The sequence below is a fragment of the Streptomyces paromomycinus genome (assembly GCF_003865155.1).
Lineage (GTDB): Bacteria > Actinomycetota > Actinomycetes > Streptomycetales > Streptomycetaceae > Streptomyces > Streptomyces chrestomyceticus.
Genome location: NZ_BHZD01000001.1, coordinates 4,445,820 through 4,460,951 on the forward strand (window position 1 = coordinate 4,445,820; position 15,132 = coordinate 4,460,951).

Genomic DNA, 15,132 nt, shown 5'->3' on the forward strand with positions numbered 1-15,132 from the left:
ACAGCGCTGACGGAGAGGGGAGGGGAGGGGAGGGGAGGGGAGAGGAGGGGAGGGGAAGAAAGGGGCGGGGTTGGTGGTGAGGGAAGGGGGGAGCCCCTGGCGGCAGCTGGGAGGTGGCTGCCGCCAGGGGCTCAACTGTTTGTGGGGCGTCGCCCGCCCGCCGGCCTCAGCCCCGGCGTCCCCGTCGGCCGCGTCCCTGCTGCTCGTCCTCGTCCTCGCGCGGGCCGAGGAGTTCGTCGGCCAGTGTCGGCAGGTCGTCCAGCGGGGTCTCCTCGGCCCAGGCCGGGCGGCGGCGCGGCGCGGGCTGGGCCGGTTCGCCGGTCGCCGGGTCGATCTGCGGGAGTTCCCTCGTACGTTCCACACCGGAGACGCCGGAGGCGTTCGAGGCGTTGGAGGCGTTGGAAGCACCGTGGCCTCCTGGGCGGCCGGACGTGCCCCGCTCCCCCGTACGGCCGTCGTGCTCCTTGCGGAACATCCACTCGGGCACCCGGTCCGCCGGGTCGTCCCCGCGCCGCGCCTCCTCCCGCTCCTGCCAGCCGTGGTCCGCCTCGGGGCGTACGGGCGGCAGCACCGCGGTCTCGTCGGCGGCACCCGGGGCGTCGTCCCGGTGCTGCGGCAGGACGGCGGTCTCCTCGGCGTCCGAGGACGAGGAGAAGGACGAGGAGGAGGACGAGGACGAGGACGAGCGGGGCGACGGGTCCCGCTCCGTACGGCCGTACTGCTCCCGCTCCGTACGCCCGTGCTGCCCCAGTCCCGCCATCGGCGTCTCCGTCGTCGGCGCCTCCGCGGCCTCCGCCGCCCTGGCCGCCTCTTCCCGGGCCTTGCGCGCGGCCTCGGCCTCCTCCTCGGCCCGGGCTTCCGCCTCGGCCTTGGCCTTGGCTTCTGCCTCGGCCGCGGCTGCCAGGCGAGCCTGCTCGGCGCGCAGCAGTGCTTCTTCGGCCTTGCGCTGCTTCTCCCGGCGGCGTTCCTCGGCCTCCGCGCGCAGCCGGGCCTCTTCTTCGGCCCGCTTGCGCAGGCGTTCCTGTTCGGCCTGGCGCGCGCTCTCTTCGGCCTCGCGGCGCCGGCGCTCCTCCTCGGCGGCCTGACGGGCCTCCTCGGCGCGCTTGCGTGCTTCTTCGGCCTGGCGGGCGGCTTCGCGGGCCTTGGCCTCCTCGATCTCGCGACGCTTGCGCTCTTCCTCCTCGGCGCGGAGCTTGGCGAGCTGCTCCTGCCGTTCGCGCTCCTTGCGCTCCTCCTCGGCCTTGCGCGCGGCCTCTTCCTCGGCCTTGCGCCGGGCTTCCTCCTCGGCGGCCTTGCGGGCCTCTTCCTGGGCCTTGACCTCGGCCTCGGACAGCGGCAGCACCTGGTCGAGGCGGTGGCGTACGACGGTGGTGACGTCCTCCGGCTCCTGGCCGGCGTCCACGACCAGGTAGCGCGCCGGGTCGGCGGCGGCCAGGGTCAGGAAGCCGGAGCGGACGCGCTGGTGGAACTCGGCCGGCTCGGACTCCATCCGGTCCGGTGCCTCGGTGAAGCGCTCGCGGGCGGTCTCCGGGGAGACGTCGAGGAGCACGGTCAGGTGCGGTACGAGGCCGTCGGTGGCCCAGCGGGAGATGCGGGCGATCTCGGTGGGGGCGAGGTTGCGGCCCGCGCCCTGGTAGGCGACGGAGGAGTCGATGTACCGGTCGGTGATGACGACCGCGCCCCGTTCGAGGGCGGGGCGGATCACGCTGTTGACGTGTTCGGCGCGGTCGGCGGCGAACATCAGCGCCTCGGCGCGGTCGGAGAGGCCCGAGGTGGACACGTCCAGGATGATCGAGCGCAGCCGTTTGCCGATGGCGGTGGCACCCGGCTCGCGGGTCACCACGACCTCGTGGCCCTTGCCGCGGATCCATGCGGCGAGCGCCTCGACCTGGGTCGACTTCCCGGCGCCGTCGCCGCCCTCCAGGGCGATGAAGAAGCCGGTGGGGGCCGGGGCCTGGTCCGGGTCGCCGCCGCGCAGCGCCTCGCGCAGGTCGCGTCCGAGGGGGACGCCCTGCCGGTCGTCGACCTTGCCGAGCACCCATGCGGCGACCGGCAGCAGCAGCGCGCCGACCAGCATCAGGGTGAAGGCCGCGCCGCCGTGCGAGAAGACGTTCTTGTCGCCTGCCAGGTGGTGCGGGCCGATGGCCCCGGCGAGCAGCGGCGCGACGATGACGGCCAGCGCGACCACGAGCCGGACGACCGCGTGCAGGTGATCGGTCGTACGGGCCGAGCGGGACGCTTCGGTCTCCTGGTCCAGGAGCGTGTGGCCGGTGTTGGCCGCGACGCCCGCCGCCACTCCGGCGAGCAGCATCAGCAGGACGACCGTCGTGGTGTCCGGGACCAGCCCGGCCGCCAGCAGGGCCAGGCCCGTGACCGCCACGGCGAGGGCCAGCAGGCGACGCCGGGACAGCGCGGGCAGCACCTTGCGCGCGCCGCGGATGCCCGCGACCGGGCCGCCGCTCAGGCCGAGGACCAGCAGGCCGAAGGCGACCGGTCCGCCGCCGAGGTCACCGGCGTGCAGCACGGCGACGGAGACGGCCGCGGCGATCGCGCCGGCCACCGCCGCGCAGGCCAGGACCAACAGCGGTACGGCGTTCGTACGGCCGCGGTCAACACCGCCGTCGCCCTTGGGGCGGCGCAGGCCCTCCAGGGGAGAGCGCGGGCGCGGAGTCTGCGTACCGGGAAGTTCGAGGAAGTACAGGATCGAGACGGAGGCGGCGAAGAGGCCGGAGGCCACGTACGAGGCGAGCGCGGCCTGGTGGTCTGCGAACCAGCCGATGCCGTTGGCCAGCAGCCTGCTGACCAGTGCGACGACGATCAGGCCAGCGGCGGCCAGCGGCAGCGAGACGAAGGCGGTGCGCAGCGACAGGCGGCGCAGCGCGTCCAGGTTGTCGGGCAGCGGGCGGACGGACGGGCCCTCGGCACGGTCCCCCCGGTCCTCCCGGTCGGACGAGGACGAGGGCGAGAACGGGGCCGGGGCCGGAGGCGGCGCGGGGAGCAGTCCGGGCGCCGCGCTCTCCCGCGCTACGGTCCAGAACCGCTCGGCCACGCCGCCGACGAAGACCGTCACCAGCAGCCAGACCAGCGCGGTGTCAGGGGTCCAGTCGATCCACAGCGGGGCCATGACCAGCAGCGCCAGCCGCACCCCGTCCGCGCCGATCATGGTCCAGCGGCGGTCCAGCGGACCGGACGGCGCGGTCAGCGCGGACAGCGGGCCCAGCAGCACCGCCCCGGAGAGCAGGGTGGCCAGCATCCGGGCCGCGAAGACGGCGGCGACGGCCAGGGCCGCGCCGCGGTAGCCGCCGCCGAAGGCCGCCTGGCCGCCGAAGGGTACGTACACCGCCGCTTGCAGCGTCAGCAGTACGAGCACCAACAGGGCTAGGGCATCGCCGATCGCCCCGACGAACTGTGCGCTCCAGAGCCGCTTCAGTGGGGGGAAGCGGAGCAGGGCTCGCACGGCGCGCTCGCGGGAGTCCGCGACGAGGGCGCCGGATGTGGGGGTCACGACCGTAGGGAGCTCGGCACGCGTCATCCCGCCAGCCTATCGGCCGGATATGACAGGTCCAGCTTCCGCCCGAACACACGGGCGGGTGGTTCAGTCCTCCAGCAGCACGGCGTCGAAGATCTCGATCACCACGACGACGAGCAGACCGTGCGCGACGACGTACTCGATGAGGAGTCCCGGCGCCACCTGGGCTTTGCGGTCGTCCTCGTGCGTACCGATGTGCGCCGTGGCCTTGTGGTACGGGTCGAGAGCGAGCTTGGCCAGCCCGCGTTCGAGCACGTCCCGCCGCTCCGGCGCCATGGCGTCCGCCGTCACCTTCGCCTCGACGGTGTAGGTGACGCGGTACGCCATCGTGCTCCCCTCAGCTCTCCACGCTCTCGGCCGCCGCCTTCTTCGCGGCGGTGGCCGCAGCCGTGGTCTTCTTCGCGGCGGTCGTCTTCTTCGCCGTCGTGGTCTTCTTCGCAGCCGTCGTCTTCTTCGCGGCCGCCTTCTTCGCCGGGGCCTTCTTCGCGGCGGTCGTCTTCTTCGCCGCGGTCTTCTTGGCCGGGGCCTTCTTGGCGGTCTTCTTCGCCGGGCCCTTGGCGCGCTTCTCGGCGAGCAGCTCGTAGCCGCGCTCCGGCGTGATCGTCTCGACGTCGTCGTCCCGCCGCAGCGTCGCGTTGGTCTCACCGTCGGTGACGTACGGGCCGAAGCGGCCGTCCTTGACGACCACCGGACGCTCGCTGACCGGGTCGGTGCCCAGCTCCTTCAGCGGCGGCTTGGCGGCGGCGCGGCCGCGCTGCTTGGGCTGCGCGTAGATGGCGAGGGCCTGCTCCAGCGTGATGTTGAAGATCTGGTCCTCGGTCTCCAGGGAGCGCGAGTCGGTGCCCTTCTTCAGGTACGGGCCGTAGCGGCCGTTCTGCGCGGTGATCTCGACGCCCTCGGGGTCCTTGCCGACGACGCGCGGCAGCGACATCAGCTTGAGCGCGTCGGCGAGGGTGACGGTGTCCAGGGACATCGACTTGAAGAGCGAGGCGGTGCGCGGCTTGACCGCGTTCTTGCCGGTCTTCGGGGTGCCCTCGGGCAGGATCTCGGTGACGTACGGGCCGTAGCGGCCGTCCTTGGCGACGATCTGGTTGCCGCTGTCCGGGTCCATGCCCAGCTCGAAGTCGCCGCTCGGCTTGGCGAGCAGCTCCTCCGCGTACTCGACGGTCAGCTCGTCGGGCGCCAGGTCCTCCGGCACGTCGGCGCGCTGGTGGCCCTCGGCGTCCTTCTCGCCGCGCTCCACGTACGGGCCGTAGCGGCCGACCCGGAGCATGATGCCGTCGCCGACCGGGAAGGAGGAGATCTCCCGGGCGTCGATCGCGCCGAGGTCGGTGACCAGCTCCTTCAGGCCGCCGAGGTGGTCGCCGTCGCCGTTGCCCGCCTCGGAGGCGGCGCCGGCCGCCTCGCCCTCGCCGAAGTAGAAGCGGCGCAGCCACGGCACGGACTGGGCCTCGCCGCGCGCGATGCGGTCGAGGTCGTCCTCCATCTTGGCGGTGAAGTCGTAGTCGACGAGCCGCCCGAAGTGCTTCTCCAGGAGGTTGACCACGGCGAAGCTCAGGAAGGACGGCACCAGGGCGGTGCCCTTCTTGAAGACGTAGCCGCGGTCCAGGATGGTGCCGATGATCGACGCGTAGGTCGACGGACGGCCGATCTCGCGCTCTTCCAGCTCCTTGACCAGCGTGGCCTCGGTGTAGCGGGCCGGGGGCTTGGTGGCGTGGCCGTCCGCGGTGATCTCCCGCGCGGTCAGCGGGTCGCCCTCGGCGACCTGCGGCAGGCGGCGCTCGCGGTCGTCCAGCTCGGCGTTCGGGTCGTCGGCGCCTTCCACGTACGCCTTGAGGAAGCCGTGGAAGGTGATGGTCTTGCCGGAGGCGCTGAACTCGGCGTCCCGGCCGTCGGCCGACCGGCCACCGATCTTGACCGTGACGGAGTTGCCGGTGGCGTCCTTCATCTGGGAGGCGACGGTGCGCTTCCAGATCAGCTCGTACAGCTTGAACTGGTCACCGCTCAGACCGGTCTCCGCCGGGGTGCGGAAACGATCACCCGAAGGCCGGATCGCCTCGTGCGCCTCCTGCGCGTTCTTGACCTTGCCCGCGTACGAGCGCGGCTTGTCCGGCAGGTACGCGGCGCCGTACAGCTGCGTGACCTGGGCGCGGGCCGCGGAGATCGCGGTGTCCGAGAGCGTCGTGGAGTCCGTACGCATATAGGTGATGAAGCCGTTCTCGTACAGCTTCTGCGCCACCTGCATGGTGGACTTCGCGCCGAAGCCCAGCTTGCGGCTGGCCTCCTGCTGGAGCGTGGTCGTACGGAACGGGGCGTACGGGGAGCGGCGGTACGGCTTGGACTCGACCGAGCGGACCGCGAAGTCGGTGTTCTCCAGGGCGGCGGCCAGCGCGCGGGCGTTGGCCTCGTCCAGGTGCAGGACGTCGCTGTTCTTGAGCTGCCCGTTGGGGCCGAAGTCACGGCCCTGGGCGACGCGGCGGCCGTCGACCGACGACAGGCGCGCGGCCAGGGTGGACGGGTCGCTGGTGTCGCCCGCGCGGCCGGTGGAGAACGTGCCGGTCAGGTCCCAGTACTCGGCGGAGCGGAAGGCGATGCGCTCGCGCTCCCGCTCGACGACGAGGCGGGTGGCCACCGACTGCACACGGCCGGCCGACAGGCGCGGCATGACCTTCTTCCACAGGACCGGCGAGACCTCGTAGCCGTAGAGGCGGTCGAGGATGCGGCGGGTCTCCTGGGCGTCGACCAGCTTCTGGTTCAGCTCGCGCGGATTGGCGACGGCGGCCCGGATCGCGTCCTTGGTGATCTCGTGGAAGACCATCCGGTGGACCGGGACCTTCGGCTTGAGGATCTCCTGGAGGTGCCAGGCGATAGCCTCGCCCTCGCGGTCCTCATCGGTGGCGAGGAAGAGTTCGTCGGACTCGGCCAGCAGCTCCTTGAGCTTCTTGACCTGGTCCTTCTTGTCACTGTTGACGACGTAGATCGGCTGGAAGTCGGCGTCGACGTTCACACCGAGGCGGGCCCAGGGCTCGCCCTTGTACTTCGCCGGGACCTCCGCCGCGCCGTTCGGGAGGTCGCGGATGTGCCCGACGCTGGCCTCGACCACGTAGCCGGGGCCGAGGTAGCCCTTGATCGTCTTCGCCTTGGCAGGCGACTCGACGATGACGAGTCGGCGGCCGCCGCCCTGTGCGGTCTCGCTGGTCGGGGACAACTTCGCTCTTCTCTCCGGTCGACGCTGGGGGTAACCCCCGGGCCGGAGCTCTGGGGGACACTGCGGTGACGCTTGACGCTGCGGAGTGTGACGGTACATCCCGCCCTCGTGTCAAACGGAAAAACCCCGCAACGCCACTCGAACGGTAACCCGACTACATGCCTTCATGCCGCCCGGACCGGACACGGGCCGGTGCCGGAGCACGAGCCGGGGCGGTGCCGAAGCCGACCCCGGGGCGGTGCCGGGGCCGGGCCTTAGCTGGCCGGGCGGCGGGCGTCGCCGGGGCGGCCGGTGGCCGTATCCGTTCTCACCCCGTACTGTCCCCTCTCGACCGTGCCCTCTCACCCGGTGCCGCCGTCCTGGCCGGAGCGGGGCGTGAAGTCGCCGGTGTGCATGAGGTGACGGGAGCGGCTTGAGCAGCTGGGACGGTAGCTGGGATGTCTGGAGTGGCCGGTGGGTCTTCGTGGGGCGGGAGCCGTCGCCCGGGCAGAGCGCGTTTGTCCTGAATCAGGGCAACTACGCCAGGTCGTCGAGCCGGGCTTCGGTGCGGTGAGCAGGCCGAGCCGGGCTCCGGTGCGGTGAGCACGCCGTGAACGTTCCCTCTTCCCCCACGGCCGTACGGAACGCGACGCTGCGCCGCGCGGCGGTCGCCGTCGGGGTCGGCGTCCTCGGCGCGGTCTATCTCTGGCACACCGATCCCCACGAACCGGGGCAGCTACTGCTTCCGTGTCCGTTCCGCTGGGCGACGGGGCTGCTCTGCCCGGCGTGCGGCGGGACCCGGATGGCGTACGACCTGATGCACGGCGACCTCGTGACGGCCTTCCACGACAACGCCGTCCTGCTGGTCCTGGGCGTGCCGGCCGCCGCGTACATGACCGGCCGGTGGCTGTACGCGGGGCTGCGCGGGCGCCGGTTCCGGGCCCGCCTCGGGGCGCGCGGCAACGCCGTCGTCCTCGGCATCGCCGCCGTCTGGATGCTGGTGCGCAATCTCACGGGCTGACCGGACGTTGCGCCCCGGCCGGCACCGCCCGTAAGCGAACGGCCGCCGGGCGCGCCGCGGGGGAAGCGGCGCGCCCGGCGTACCGTGCGTCCTGGTGGTGCGCTACGGCCCGCTTCAGCGCACCGTGACCGTGATCACCGGGGAGACCGCGCCGCCGCCGGCGATCCGCAGCTGGTTGACGCCCTTGATGCCCAGCTTGACGCGGAGCGAGTAGGCGCCGGTCTTGTTGGTGGTGACGCTCGCGGGCAGCGCGACCCACTTGGCGCCCTGCTTCTGCTGGACGGTGACCTTGGTGCCGGCCTTGATGCCGGTGGAGGTGCCGGAGATACGGAACTCCTGCCACGCCTTGACCGAGTTGGTGCTGGCCTTGGCGGTGAGCGCGGCCTTCTGCGGGGCCTTGGCGGTGGCGGAGTGGGCGGCCGGGGACGCGGGGGCCGCGGAGGCGGCGGCCGCGGTTCCGGCGACGAGCGCGGCGCTGAGAACACCTGCGGCGGCGAGGCGGTATGCACGGTTCATGACGTGTTCCTCCCTGTTGGGCCGGTTGATGGCCTTCACTCAGGAACACGGGCAGATGGCCGTTCCGGTTGCTTCACGGGCGAGTGGTTTTGCGCGTGTTTTTTCTGGTGGTGCGGGAGTGAACGGCCCGTGGGCGCAATGCAGTTGATCGCGCAACGAAAAGGGGGGCGGGGCGGGTGGCGGGCGCTTGTGGTGAAGACGGCGGGGGAGGCCGGTGCGTTCCCTCGGGAGCTCACGGACGCGCCCGGGGAAGCCGGTCCCGTCCGCCTCTACAGCAGCAGCCAGCACCCTGTCCCCAGGAACAGCACGCCGAAGAGCAGCGCCAGCGTCGTACCCGCCGACCGGCTCACCCCGTCGGCGACCGGCTCCCCGGCCCGTACGCACACGCCCGTCCACACCAGCAGGCCGGCGCCGAACAGCGCGAAGGCCACCCCGGCGAACGCCTCGGGACCACTCTCCATGCGGGCAGCGTCGCACTCCCGGGCGGCGCGGCGGCGAACCCCGGGTGAATGCCGCCCGTACGGCATCGCCGCCGCTCTCTCGGGGCGGGGCGTGTCGGGGCGGGGCACGTCGGGGCGGGGCGCGTCGAGGGCCCTTTCTGTCGCCCACCGGCCCGGCCCCTGCCGTCGCCCCTCGGCCCGGCCCTTGCCGTCGTCCCTTCGGCCCGGTGCCGCCGTCATCCCTTCGGCCCGGTGCCGCCGTCATCCCTTCGGCCCGTGTCCTCAGTCCTTCCCGGCCTCCACCGGCTCCAGGAAGCCCTGCTCGACCAGGGTCCGGATCGCGTCCGGTGTACGGTCGCGCAGCAACACCGGGTCCTCGCCGACCAGTTGCGCGATCGCGTCGAGGATGCGTCCGGCGGGCAGCGAGCCGTCGCAGACCCCGGCGAAGCCCGCGCCGACCGTGTCCACCTTCGTGGCGCGCCGCATGCCGCGGTTCTGCCGCAGGACCACATGCTCCGGGTCCTCGGCGCCGGGCAGCCCGACCTGCTCCTGCACGACCTCGTCGGCGAGCCGGAAATGGCCGGCCAGCAGGGCCGCGTCGTCCGTCGCGCGCAGGTAGTCCTGACGTTCGAAATGCTGGACGACCGCGCCGCCCAGCGGCTGCTCGACCGGGTGCGGCCACTCCTCGACCGTGATCGACGGGTCCGCAGCGCCGGACTTGCGCAGAGTGATCCACCCGAAGCCGACGGCCTTGGTCCGCCGGGCCTCGAACTCCTCCAGCCAGGCGTCGTAGCGCGCCGCGTACTCCTCGGGGCCCGTACGGTGGTCGCCGGCGTCCCGCAGCCACAGCTCCGCGTACTGCGTCACGTCCTGGACCTCGCGCTGCACGATCCACGCGTCGCAGCCGCGCGGCACCCAGGAGCGCAGCCGGTCGCGCCAGTCCTCGCCCTCGACATGCTGCCAGTTGGCGAGGAGCTGGCAGTACCCGCCGTCGTTCAGGTGGGCCGCGGCCTGCTGGACGATGGTGCGGCACAGGTCGTCGCCGCCCATGCCGCCGTCCCGGTAGGTCAGCCGGGCGCCCGGCGAGATCACGAAGGGCGGGTTGGAGACGATCAGGTCGTACGTCTCCTCGCCCACCGGGTCGAACAGCGAGCCCTCCCGCAGGTCGGCGGCGGGCGCGCCGGACAGCGCCAGCGTCAGCCCGGCGATCCGCAGCGCCCGCGGGTTCAGGTCCGTGGCCGTGACCTCGGTCGCGTACGGGGAGGCGTGCAGCGCCTGGATGCCGGAGCCGGTGCCGAGGTCGAGGACCTTGGCGACGGGGGTGCGGACGGTGAGACCGGCCAGGGTCGTGGACGCGCCGCCGACCCCGAGCACCAGCTGCGCGCGGTCCACGCCGGCGGCCTCCTCGGCGGCCCGGATGCCGCCCGCGCCGCCGACCGCGCACCCGAGGTCGGAGACGATCCACCAGTCCTGGCCGTCGGGGCCGCCGTACGGACGCACGTCGACGCTCGCCCGGACCTCGTCACCGTCGCGCACCAACCAGCCGTCGGCGAGGCAGTCGTCCACCGGCAGCGCGGCGGCGGCCCGGCCGTACGGCACCGGGCGCTGGAGCAGGAACAGCCGCACCAGGGTGGCCAGGGGCCCGTCGCCCCGGGTCGCGCGGAGCGCCGGGACGGTCTCGCTGCGGGCCAGCGCGGCGTAGGCGGGCGCGCCGAGCAGCTCCAGCAGGCCGTCGGCGGTGAACGCGGCGGCGCGCAGCGCGTCACGCATCCGGGCCGTGCGGGCGGCGGAATCGGGGTCTCGAAGGTCTGCGGTGGGGAGGTGCGTACTCACGCTCCCATTGTCGGGCCAACCACTGACAAACGGCCACGGCCCGGCCGCACCGCGGCCAACGGGTCACGGCGGGCGGCCCGGCGGGCGCGGGGCGGGCGGCAGGCGGCGGGGCAAGCGGCCCCGACGGCGGAGCGGGCGGCAGGCGAGCGGCCGCGACAGCGGAGCGGGCACGACAGCGGAGCGGGCGGCAGACGGCGGGCCAAGCGGCCACGACAGCGGAGCGGCCGCGGCAGACGGGGCCCGACGGCGTGTCGGCCACGTGCCCCGCTGCGGGTCCTGCCGGGTCCCACGGCGTGTCGCCCGCGGCCCGGCCGCGCCTGACGGCGTGTCGGCCCCGCCCGGGAAGCTCGTAGGCGCACGCGGCGGCCACGCCCGCCGGACCTGCGGGACACCCGCCGGCCCTACGTCACGGCCGCCGGCCCTCCGCGGCGCCCGACGGCCGTCGCGCCCCTCGGCTACTTCTTCGGCGCGGCCGACCCGCCGCCCTCGGTGGCCTTCTGGTTCTGGCAGCCCGACTGCCCGGCCATCGCCTTCTTGACGTCGCCGGACTCCAGCTTGCTGAACGCCTGTTCGCTCTTCTTGTTGAGTTTGTTGATGCCGTCGGACAGCGACCGCAGGCCGTCGGCGAACTTGCCCTTGTCCCCGGTGTCCAGGCCGTCGACCTGCTTCTTGAGGTCGGCGTAGCCCTTGGAGAGGTCGTTGAGCTCCTTGACCGCGTTCTTCTGGGACTCCTCGCCGCCGTCGGCGGGCGGCGCGCCGGCCTGGTCGAGCGACTTCGCCAGCGACGCGTAGGCGTCGGAGATCTGCTGGAACGCCTTGGAGTCGGCCTCCTGGACCTTCTTGGAGTCGGTGCCGCCGCTGTCGGCCGTCTGCATGGACGTGTTGGCGTCCTGGATCTTCTTGAACTGGGCCTGGGCGGGGTCGCAGAACTTCTTGGCCCAGGCGTCGAGCTTATTGTCACCGTCGTCGCTGCAGCCGGTCAGCGCGAGCATCAGTGCCGCGCCGCCGGACAGCGCGGCCACAAGCTTCTTCTTCACCGGATTGGTCCCTTCCATGGCTCTCGGCCCCGGAACATACACGTCCGAGGGCCCCCGGCCATGAGCCGGTCGGTCCGTACGCCCCTCATTGCAGCCATTTGCACCAAGCCCTGTGACGCGGCCGGGCGCACAGCAGTGCGGGCGGAGCGCGCGCTCAAAGCACGCCCTCCGCCCGCCCGTTGAGCGGCGCGAACGCCCCGCCCGCTAGGAGACCACCGCCGGGTCGGCGGTCTGTGCCACCTTCCCCGAGTTGTTGTCTTCGTCACCCACCGCGATGCCGCGGCGCTTGGAGACGTACACCGCGCCGACGATGACCGCGATGGCCAGCGCGGCGACCACGATCCGTACGCCGATGCTCTTGTCCGCGCCGTAGCTGAACTTCACGACGGCCGGCGCGATCAGCAGCGCCACCAGGTTCATGACCTTCAGCAGCGGGTTGATCGCGGGGCCCGCGGTGTCCTTGAACGGGTCGCCGACCGTGTCGCCGATGACGGTCGCGGCGTGCGCCTCGCTGCCCTTGCCGCCGTGATGGCCGTCCTCGACCAGCTTCTTCGCGTTGTCCCAGGCGCCGCCCGAGTTGGCGAGGAAGACCGCCATCAGGGTGCCGGTGCCGATGGCGCCCGCGAGGAACGAGCCGAGCGCGCCGACGCCGAGCGAGAAGCCCACGGCGATCGGCGTGAGCACCGCCAGCAGGCCGGGGGTGGCCAGCTCGCGCAGCGCGTCCTTGGTGCAGATGTCCACGACACGCCCGTACTCCGGCTGCTCCGTGTAGTCCATGATCCCGGGCTTCTCACGGAACTGCCGCCGCACCTCGAAGACGACCGCGCCGGCCGACCGGGACACCGCGTTGATCGCCAGCCCCGAGAAGAGGAAGACGACGGAGGCGCCCAGCACCAGGCCGACCAGGTTGTTCGGCTGCGAGATGTCCAGGCTCAGGCCCATGCCCCGGGCGGCGTCGCCGACGTCCCGTACGGCCGTGGCGATCGCGTCGCGGTACGAGCCGAACAGCGCGGCCGCGGCCAGGACGGCCGTGGCGATGGCGATGCCCTTGGTGATGGCCTTGGTGGTGTTGCCGACGGCGTCCAGGTCGGTGAGGACCTGCGCGCCGTCGCCGGTGACGTCGCCGGACATCTCGGCGATGCCCTGGGCGTTGTCGGAGACGGGGCCGAAGGTGTCCATCGCGACGATCACGCCGACGGTGGTCAGCAGGCCGGTGCCGGCCAGCGCCACCGCGAACAGGGCCAGCATGATGGAGGCGCCGCCCAGCAGGAACGCGCCGTACACGGACAGGCCGATCAGGACCGCGGAGTAGACCGCGGACTCCAGACCGATGGAGATCCCGGAGAGCACCACCGTCGCCGGGCCGGTCAGGGAGGTCTTGCCGATGTCCCGTACGGGCCGCCGGCTGGTCTCCGTGAAGTAGCCGGTGAGCTGCTGGATGAGCGCGGCCAGCACGATGCCGATGGCGACCGCCACCAGGGCCAGCAGCCGCGGGTCGCCGCTGCGGGCCAGGATGGCGGGGTCCGTGACGCCGGACAGGTCGGCGTAGGAGGACGGCAGGTACGTGAAGACCGCGACCGCCACCAGGACCAGCGAGATGGCCGCGGAGATGAAGAAGCCACGGTTGATGGCGGTCATGCCGCTGCGGTCGGAGCGCCGGGGCGCCACGACGAAGATGCCGATCATGGCGGTGACCACACCGATGGCCGGGACCAGCAGCGGGAAGGCCAGGCCCGAGTCGCCGAAGGCGGCCATGCCCAGGATGAGGGCGGCGACCAGCGTCACGGCGTACGACTCGAAGAGGTCGGCGGCCATGCCGGCGCAGTCGCCGACGTTGTCGCCCACGTTGTCCGCGATGGTCGCGGCGTTGCGCGGGTCGTCCTCGGGGATGCCCTGCTCGACCTTGCCGACGAGGTCGGCGCCGACGTCCGCGGCCTTGGTGAAGATGCCGCCGCCGACCCGCATGAACATCGCGATCAGCGCGGCGCCGAGACCGAAGCCCTCCAGGACCTTGGGCGCGTCGACCGCGTAGACGAGCACCACACAGGACGCGCCGAGCAGGCCGAGCCCCACGGTGAACATGCCGACGACGCCACCCGTACGGAAAGCGATCTTCATGGCCTTGTGCGAGACGGCGGTGAGATCCTTTTTCGCCTCGCCCTCGCCCGGCGTGGCTTCCCGGGCGGCAGCGGCGACACGCACATTGCTGCGCACCGCCAGCCACATCCCGATATAGCCGGTGGCGGCCGAGAAACCGGCGCCGATCAAGAAGAAGACGCTGCGCCCGGCGCGCTGCGTCCAGTTGTCCGCGGGAAGCAGCATGAGCAGGAAGAACACCACCACGGCGAATACGCCGAGGGTGCGCAACTGCCGGGCGAGATAGGCATTCGCGCCTTCCTGCACGGCAGCGGCGATCTTCTTCATGCTGTCGGTGCCCTCACCGGCGGCGAGCACTTGCCGCACCAGCACCGCCGCGACGGCCAGTGCCGCGAGCGCCACGACGGCGATCACCAGCACCATGCCGCGGTTGCCCGACGTCAGCGATGGCTCGGCCAGGTAAGAGGGGTGTTCCAGCAACTGAGGGGTGTAAGGCCCCGCCATTCGTCCTCCTTGACGTTTGGCACATGGGCGCGCGGATGCACGCTCAGGCGTCCTGAGCAAAGTTGTGGACGGATTGTAGGTAGCGGCACCAGATCAAAACAGGGCGCCTCAAAGGGAATTCGCCGGTGGCGGCCGAGATCGTTCGAAGAACGGGCGGAGACCGGACAGAGATCAGGCGAAGAAGCAGCGAAGATCGAAAATTACGGGGCCGTAGCCGGGTCGTCGCAATTCGCCTGGACGAATGAATGTGAATAATTCGCTGACAACCGAATGATGATCTCAGGGTCCTACCTAACGCCGCTGCTCACGGCGCCGGGAACGAGCGCCGCGCGGCCCGTCCGGACCGTCGCCGGGACGGCGTCGGGACGGCGGGCGCAAGGCGGCCCGGGGGCCTGCGGGGAGGCGGCGCTGCGCCCGGCCGCCCTGCGGGGTTCCGGTGGTGCCGCGGGCAGGGTCCGGCGGCGGTACGGGGGCGGTGGGCGCCGGGCGGCGCCGATACCTGCGTACCGCCACGGAAGTACGCACTCCGGTAGGGGTCGCGCGGCCCCGGGACGACGGCGGGCCGTACGCCCGGTACGGCCGGGTGGGGAGGCGGAGGAGCCGGGCGCACGGGACCGGTGGGTGCGGCGGGCCCGCTGGGCACGAGCGGGCGGATGTGGCCTGAAGAGAGGGGTGAGGGTGACCGGCCCCCGAGTGGCCGGATGGTGAGCCCCGGTCACGGCATGCCGCACGAAAGAGTTGGGGCACGTACGGCTGAATGGGGCGCGGGGGTGGAGAGAGAGCGCGAAGGGGGCGCGGAGCCGTTTTCTGTGGGGCGGGTGAGATCGCGGGGCCGCCGCGCGTGAGCCCGTAGTGCGCCGCGCCGGCCCGCAGGCGACCACGGCGAGCGCCGCTCGCTACGTGGGCAGCACTGGGAGGGAACGCCGGACCCGACGGCAGGACAGCCCCTGCGGCAGGCCGGCCTTCAA

The 15,132-nt window shown here is 72.6% G+C and carries 9 protein-coding genes; 1 reads left to right on the top strand and 8 read right to left on the bottom strand.

The genetic code is table 11. From position 1 onward, the window contains the following. Nucleotides 1-166 precede the first annotated feature (166 nt). The 3 genes from tmk to topA form a co-directional block, all read right to left on the bottom strand. The gene (gene tmk, locus OEIGOIKO_RS18550) at nt 167-3,532 is read right to left on the bottom strand and encodes a dTMP kinase (RefSeq protein WP_125055001.1); all 3,366 of its coding nucleotides are present in this window, start codon (nt 3,530-3,532) and stop codon (nt 167-169) included. Nucleotides 3,533-3,595: 63 nt separating this feature from the next. Continuing rightward, nucleotides 3,596-3,856 carry a hypothetical protein gene (locus OEIGOIKO_RS18555; protein WP_125055002.1) on the bottom strand — a complete coding sequence of 87 codons (261 nt, stop codon included), beginning with the start codon at nt 3,854-3,856 and terminating at the stop codon, nt 3,596-3,598. A gap of 10 nt (nt 3,857-3,866) precedes the next feature. Beyond that, entirely contained in the window at nt 3,867-6,737 is a 2,871-nt protein-coding gene (gene topA, locus OEIGOIKO_RS18560; protein ID WP_125055003.1) for a type I DNA topoisomerase, read from the bottom strand. A gap of 589 nt (nt 6,738-7,326) precedes the next feature. Between topA and OEIGOIKO_RS18565 the strand changes: the two genes are divergently transcribed. Then, nucleotides 7,327-7,737 (top strand): DUF2752 domain-containing protein, encoded by a 411-nt coding sequence (locus OEIGOIKO_RS18565; RefSeq protein ID WP_125055004.1) that lies wholly within the window; start codon nt 7,327-7,329, stop codon nt 7,735-7,737. A gap of 114 nt (nt 7,738-7,851) precedes the next feature. On the opposite strand, the gene OEIGOIKO_RS18570 is transcribed toward OEIGOIKO_RS18565, so the two are convergent. The 5 genes from OEIGOIKO_RS18570 to OEIGOIKO_RS18590 form a co-directional block, all read right to left on the bottom strand. Next, on the bottom strand, nt 7,852-8,253 hold the full coding sequence (locus tag OEIGOIKO_RS18570; RefSeq protein ID WP_125055005.1) for a hypothetical protein: 402 nt from the start codon (nt 8,251-8,253) through the stop codon (nt 7,852-7,854). Nucleotides 8,254-8,522: 269 nt separating this feature from the next. Beyond that, on the bottom strand, nt 8,523-8,714 hold the full coding sequence (locus OEIGOIKO_RS18575; protein WP_125045784.1) for a hypothetical protein: 192 nt from the start codon (nt 8,712-8,714) through the stop codon (nt 8,523-8,525). A 261-nt stretch (nt 8,715-8,975) separates the two neighbouring features. Beyond that, on the bottom strand, nt 8,976-10,526 hold the full coding sequence (locus OEIGOIKO_RS18580) for a DUF7059 domain-containing protein (RefSeq protein WP_125055006.1): 1,551 nt from the start codon (nt 10,524-10,526) through the stop codon (nt 8,976-8,978). 455 nt (nt 10,527-10,981) lie between these two features. Next, nucleotides 10,982-11,563: a hypothetical protein gene (locus tag OEIGOIKO_RS18585; RefSeq protein ID WP_032928534.1), complete on the bottom strand. Its 582-nt coding sequence runs from the start codon at nt 11,561-11,563 to the stop codon at nt 10,982-10,984. Nucleotides 11,564-11,767: 204 nt separating this feature from the next. Continuing rightward, entirely contained in the window at nt 11,768-14,164 is a 2,397-nt protein-coding gene (locus OEIGOIKO_RS18590) for a sodium-translocating pyrophosphatase (RefSeq protein ID WP_125055007.1), read from the bottom strand. Between the last annotated feature and the right edge of the window lie 968 nt (nt 14,165-15,132).

Bases quoted from the DNA above. Each gene is read 5' to 3' on its own strand.
- tmk (WP_125055001.1), bottom strand. From the start codon at position 3,532: ATGACGCGTGCCGAGCTCCCTACGGTCGTGACCCCCACATCCGGCGCC.
- OEIGOIKO_RS18555 (WP_125055002.1), bottom strand. From the start codon at position 3,856: ATGGCGTACCGCGTCACCTACACCGTCGAGGCGAAGGTGACGGCGGAC.
- OEIGOIKO_RS18570 (WP_125055005.1), bottom strand. From the start codon at position 8,253: ATGAACCGTGCATACCGCCTCGCCGCCGCAGGTGTTCTCAGCGCCGCG.
- OEIGOIKO_RS18575 (WP_125045784.1), bottom strand. From the start codon at position 8,714: ATGGAGAGTGGTCCCGAGGCGTTCGCCGGGGTGGCCTTCGCGCTGTTC.
- OEIGOIKO_RS18590 (WP_125055007.1), bottom strand. From the start codon at position 14,164: ATGGCGGGGCCTTACACCCCTCAGTTGCTGGAACACCCCTCTTACCTG.